The sequence below is a fragment of the Salegentibacter sp. UBA1130 genome, assembly GCF_002311535.1.
GTDB lineage: Bacteria > Bacteroidota > Bacteroidia > Flavobacteriales > Flavobacteriaceae > Salegentibacter > Salegentibacter agarivorans.
On record NZ_DCAP01000039.1, the window covers coordinates 1 to 5,618 of the forward strand.

Consider the following 5,618-nt stretch of genomic DNA (forward strand, 5'->3'; position numbering starts at 1 on the left):
GTCATTAGATCATAGTAGCCCCAGTTTCTTAGCACAAATGCTTCCTCTTTGGCAAGTTCAATTTTTTGCTCCTGGTCTACTAAAATGAGCGTTCCTGCCTGGTGTTTTACGCAGAAATCTATTAGTTCCCGGCTGTACACGTGCAGTCGCTGGTTCACATAATTGCGCTCCTTATCTTTAAACCTGGCTGCCGCTTTTGTTTTCCGTTTATGCCCATTCCCAGACCTGGCATATTTAACTCCCTCCCGGGTTCTTCTACTGGCGGCTTGTATAGCCAACCTCCGATATAGAAATTCTTCCCTGCTCCCTATGCTAAGCTTTGCCTTACCAATTTTCACTATAATTGGATACTCCAGGGACAACCTGGCTTCTGCAACCACTTCCGGCCGTAGCTTATGTTTTTCTTTCTCCATTTCAAAGGCGGCCATCATAAAGATCTTACCATCTTTTAACTTGAGATAGGAAGTGCGCATTTTAATCTCACCCTTTGTTAGCTGGTGCATCAATTTCCATTTGTCATTAAATGCCCTACCTATATAGGTTTTTACCGGGATGGAAAAGAACCGAAAGCAAAAGGCACTTTTCTCAGGATTGAATTCCAGGCCACAGACACCCTCCATAGTAAAAGGAAAGGCCATTTCTTTTTTGAAATTTTGCAGGGAACGCTCGCCTTTCCAGTATTCCTCCCTGTTTTTCTTAAAGGAACTTTGAATGATACTATTGAGTTGGGATAAAATGTTGGTGGGCATTTTCCCTTTATAGCGATCAGATACCAACCGGTAGGTGGTATTCATCCGCGACCGGTTAAAGATACCCAGTTCATCTTTTTTCTCGTCCACCAGCTTATACTTCACCCCTTCTGATAGGTAGAAAAACTCCTGGATCATTTCCTGAACATATAAATGGGAAACGATAAGGTTCGCAGCTTTATGACAGCGGTAACGCCATTGGTACAGCTTACTTTTAGCCTCCTGGCGTTCTTCCTGGGTTGGCAGGTCGATCTCTAACCGGATACTGCGGGTGAGTGTAATGGTGTCCTTTCCCATCACTAAGCCGATTGTTGTTGTTCGTGTTTTAACTGCATCAGCCTATAGGCGGACATAAATTCCTGGTGCACTTTCTTTTGGGAAAGGTTCAATTCTTTGGCAATAGCTGCAAAGGAGTATTGTCTTTCCGTGCGCAGCTGCAAGACCTTTTCCTGTTCCAGGGTCATCTCCCTCTGGATCTTTACCGCCAGAATTGGTTTCGGTTTTGTTTCCAGATTACTCCCCTGACGAATGATATTTTTAATATCCACGATAGCCTTTTTTACCTCGTTGCTAGTGTGGGTAATACTGGTCCCCATTAATTGACCAATAACTTTATAGCGAAAGTCATACTTTAAACAGAGTTTAATCAGGCGTCGTCTTTCGGGACTGAGTAAGGGTAAAACACGACTTATTCGGTCAAATGCTTTTTGTTGAACCTCGTGATTTAATAAGTGCTGATCATCTTTCTCTGGATCATAACCGTGCAAATACTCCTGGTAGTTCTCGAAACTTTCTAAGGAATTGACAGTTCTAAAAAATTTATTTTTAGGTCGGATATAATAGGTGTAGCATTCCCTTTTCATCACCATCCGCAGGAAATAATAAATATGTTCTGGTCGCTCTATTCGATCCCTTTTCTCCCAAAATATGAGAAATGTATCTTGAACTAGGGTTTCCACGGCAAAATCGTCATCCAATATTTGCCTGCCCTCCCAGAAAAGGCTTCGTTTATACCTAGCATAGATATACTCCAAAGCATCGGGATGCCCTTGTTGTAATAATTCAAAAATACGCTGTAACATAAGCAGTCGCTTTTAAGTGGAGGTAAAAACCTCCAGGATTAAAATGGATTTAGCTTAAGCGAATTCTTATAAGATATAAAGAGAAGATAGCTTTGAAAACAATTGAGAAGAAGACCTGTTTTTTTATAACAAAAAAGGCGTGGAGACTCAACTTATCGAACAGAGGCACTGGTATACCTTACCACGATGAAGTAAGCCCACGCCCGGGTCGTGAGCATTTACACTTATCATCTTGTGGTTTGTTGAAAATTACCAGTTTTCTGTTCAAGACTCAAAGCGAATGCTTCTAATATTTTACTTTAAGAAGTATCGCAAATATAAAAATTAAATCATTTTGATCTAACTATCAGCTAAGTAACAAAAAATATTTTTTTGTTACAAGTTCTTGTAACATTATTTAATTAAAAATTTCTTGTATTTACTTTCCAAGTAAGTATTATGGAAAATTTAGACCTTAAAAGACAACGAATTTTCGGGAGGCAAGTGAAAAGGCTTCGTGAAGAAAAAGGTCTAAGTCAAGACGATATTGCCGCACGATGCAGAGTAACAAAAGGCAGTTTAAGTGTTATTGAAAATGGTAATAGAAATTTTTCCTTTACTACATTATTAGCATTAGCCAAAGCCCTGGAAGTTGAACCTAAAATGCTTCTCGATATTGATTTTGAATTATTTTCTGAATAAATTCCTTTAATTCTTCTCTCTTTACGTATTTCCCAATTTCTCCATTATTTTGATGTTTTATATTTGGTAAAACCACCTTTACTCCCAATATATTACTGAAAAGGCAAATTGTTTGAGGTGTATCGCATTGCCCAACATAAAAGGGCAAAAAATTGAATCTAAAGAATTTATTTATATATTTGATATATCAATTATATCTGAATCAATGAAAAATAACAGTTTTGAAAATCCCAAAGAGACAATTTTCTACCAAATAGAAAAAGCCATAAAGCAGTATAGAACTATGGCACAAAACAACCTAAATAAACTTGGCTACTCTATTACTATCAACCAAATTTTAATATTAATTGAAATAGAGAAAAGACCTGAAATAAGCCAAGTGGAACTATCAGAATTACTCTTTAAGGACGTTGCTTCAATAACCCGAATGATCGAACTCTTATTCAAAGGAGGTTTCCTATCGCGTAAGGAGAATGAAACAGATCGAAGAAAAAAAGATTTGAGAATTACTGACAAGGGAAGAGAAATTCTGGAATTAGCAATTCCCATAATCAAAGAAAACAGACAAACTGCTTTAGAAAAAATAAACGCAGAAGAACAAGAAAACTTATTAAGCACATTAAACAAAATAATTTTAAACACATCAAAATGAATAATCGTATTCTAATCCTAATAGTTTTTATAGCTTTTGGTTGTAAAAACTCTAATAGCCAAGAAAAAAAAGGAAAAAGTAGTAGTCACGCTTTAAATATCATTCAAATAGAAGAATATTTAAATAATCAAGCAAAGAAAGATAGCCTTCACGGAGTAGTTCTTATCGCAGACAAAGACCAAATCCTATTGAAAAAAGCTTTTGGCTATAAAGACCTTGAATCTTCAAAAAAGCATTCTGTCGATAGTAGTATAGGCTTGGCTTCTATGTCAAAAATGTTTACTGCCATTTCTATTATGGAACTTAAGTCTCAAAATAAAATCGATTTAGATGCTTCTTTAGGAAACTACCTACCAAAAATTGAAAACGGCTTTTTGAAAGATAGTATAACCGTTAGAGAGCTCTTAAGCCATACAGGTGGGGTTGGAAATTATTGGGGTTTTACAAGCGATTCAGAACAAAATGATTTCGATACTTTGTATAAACTAATATTAAAAAAAGTCTCGATAAAAGACCACGGTAACTTTCAATATAGTAATTCTGACTATATAATATTAGGAAAAATAATCGAATCGATTAGTAAAATGTCTTATACGGCATATGTCGAAAATAATATTTTAAGACCCTTGGAGATGAATAATACTTCGGTAGGATTGCCAGATGGAGGTAGCAATTCTACAGTTGATGATTTATTTAAATTTTCGCGAGCATTAAGAAACAATCAACTTCTTCCTAAAGAATTAATAGAGGAAATGAGAAGTAAACAATCGAATGCAAACTATGGGCTTGGCTTCCAGCTTAATTTCAAAGGTGAAAGTAAAATTTATGGGCACCCGGGTGGTTATTATCTAGATAATACTACTCTTGGAGTTGCTTCTGCTTTAGATATAATTGATGATAGATATACCGTTATCGTTTTAACAAATAGAAACCCAGGGATGGGAGGTTCAAGTGTACGCAATTTTCTTCTTGATTACATAGCATCAAAAAAAATATAATGGAACAACATTTGGTAACAGCGGTTCATCGCAAATTACGGGTTTAGTCGAAAAAGTGTAATTTTAGAAACCAAGAAAGAAAATGGTTAAGCCGACTAGTTCGCGTTCCTGCCGCAACTTGCGATAACCGCAAACCGTTAGCTGTAATACCCAAACGATAAAAAATGTATAGAAACGGAGAAATTAAACTTTATAGAGAAGGAGATCTAGGAGCAGTTTTCCAAAATAGATATCAACAAATATTGACTGAAATTCAATCAAAAGACGATAATTATATTTTGAATGTAAGTGAAAGTGAATTTGCAGAATACCTTATACAGAACAAGAAAATTGAATTTCCGAAATTACTTTTTGAAGAGGTTTATATAGATAAATACGAAAAAGAAATTCCTGCTGAATGGTTTCCTGGTTCTTTTGACGTTTATTCTGGTAAGAAATATAAGAGAGATGTAATAATTTACCATATCCCTTTTTCTGGAGATATATACATATTGGCTAATAGAGCAGTAAGTGGATTTTCGATATCTGGAAGTACTACAGTTGGAGTTGACAATGAAAGTATTACCGTTGAAATCGTAAACTATTATAATGATCCAGAGAAAATAAAATCGGCATTTTCAGAACAAAAAAGATATATACTATCTGACTATGATACCGTTCAAAAAGATTGCAAGAGCTTCAATGACGGATTATTGGAATTTGCACTTAAACATATTAGGGAAAGAAAAAATAAAATTCTTCAAACGAATGATCTAATGGCTTCGTTAGGTGTTCCTCTAAAGATGAAAAAAGACGTTTCAACCACATTTTCGGTTCCAAAACCTGAGTTGAGAAAAAAGATTAAAATTGAACCAAAAGTCTATGAAGATAAATTTAATCCTGAACCAACTCTGAGTTTTGAGGATTATCAAGAAATTTTAAGAATAATAAACGATGTTGGGAAAAACTTTGAAAGAATGCCTTCAACATACAACAATAAGGGAGAAGAAGATTTACGAGACCACATATTACTTACTTTAGATCCTAACTTCGAATATGGAAGTGCTAGTGGAGAAACTTTTAATAAGAGAGGTAAAACAGATATTTTACTCAAATATAAAAGTGATGTAGTATTCATAGCTGAATGCAAATTCTGGGGTGGAAAAACCCAATATTTTAAAACATTTGATCAACTAATTAGCTATTTAACCTACCGAGATTCAAAAACCGCTTTAGTAATATTTTCAAGAAATAAAGAAATTTCAAAAGTCTTTACAACGATTGAAATCGAAACCAAAAATCATCCAAATTTTGTCAGGGAAGAAAGACAAACAGCTCCTAATTGGAGAAATTTCATTTTTCACTTAGAAGAAGACTCTAATAGAGAAATAAATATCGCAGTATTGGTATTTCATTTACCAAATTTGAACTAGGGTACTACAGCTAACAACGCATCCTATGAAAAGCAATAATCGCT

General features: G+C 35.0%; 6 protein-coding genes. 4 read left to right on the plus strand and 2 right to left on the minus strand.

Features of this window, described 5'->3' with window-relative positions; genetic code table 11:
- Together B4F31_RS16920 and B4F31_RS16925 are read right to left on the minus strand one after the other, a co-directional pair.
- A partial coding sequence (locus tag B4F31_RS16920; protein ID WP_286761811.1) for a hypothetical protein occupies positions 1-1,046 on the minus strand: 1,046 nt, incomplete at its 3' end.
- A gap of 2 nt (positions 1,047-1,048) precedes the next feature.
- The gene (locus B4F31_RS16925) at positions 1,049-1,831 is read right to left on the minus strand and encodes an RNA polymerase sigma factor (RefSeq protein WP_286761812.1); all 783 of its coding nucleotides are present in this window, start codon (positions 1,829-1,831) and stop codon (positions 1,049-1,051) included.
- 438 nt (positions 1,832-2,269) lie between these two features.
- Here B4F31_RS16925 and B4F31_RS16930 point away from each other — a divergent pair, with 438 nt between their 5' ends.
- The 4 genes from B4F31_RS16930 to B4F31_RS16945 all read left to right on the plus strand — a co-directional run bounded on the left by B4F31_RS16930 (position 2,270) and on the right by B4F31_RS16945 (position 5,574).
- Positions 2,270-2,512 carry a helix-turn-helix domain-containing protein gene (locus tag B4F31_RS16930; RefSeq protein ID WP_286761813.1) on the plus strand — a complete coding sequence of 81 codons (243 nt, stop codon included), beginning with the start codon at positions 2,270-2,272 and terminating at the stop codon, positions 2,510-2,512.
- Positions 2,513-2,717: 205 nt separating this feature from the next.
- Positions 2,718-3,164 (plus strand): MarR family winged helix-turn-helix transcriptional regulator, encoded by a 447-nt coding sequence (locus B4F31_RS16935; protein ID WP_286761814.1) that lies wholly within the window; start codon positions 2,718-2,720, stop codon positions 3,162-3,164.
- Complete coding sequence (locus B4F31_RS16940) at positions 3,161-4,162, plus strand: serine hydrolase domain-containing protein (protein ID WP_286761815.1); 1,002 nt, start codon at positions 3,161-3,163, stop codon at positions 4,160-4,162. The genes B4F31_RS16935 and B4F31_RS16940 overlap by 4 nt, the downstream gene beginning before the upstream one ends.
- A 164-nt stretch (positions 4,163-4,326) precedes the next feature.
- Entirely contained in the window at positions 4,327-5,574 is a 1,248-nt protein-coding gene (locus B4F31_RS16945) for a hypothetical protein (RefSeq protein ID WP_286761816.1), read from the plus strand.
- Positions 5,575-5,618 lie beyond the last annotated feature (44 nt).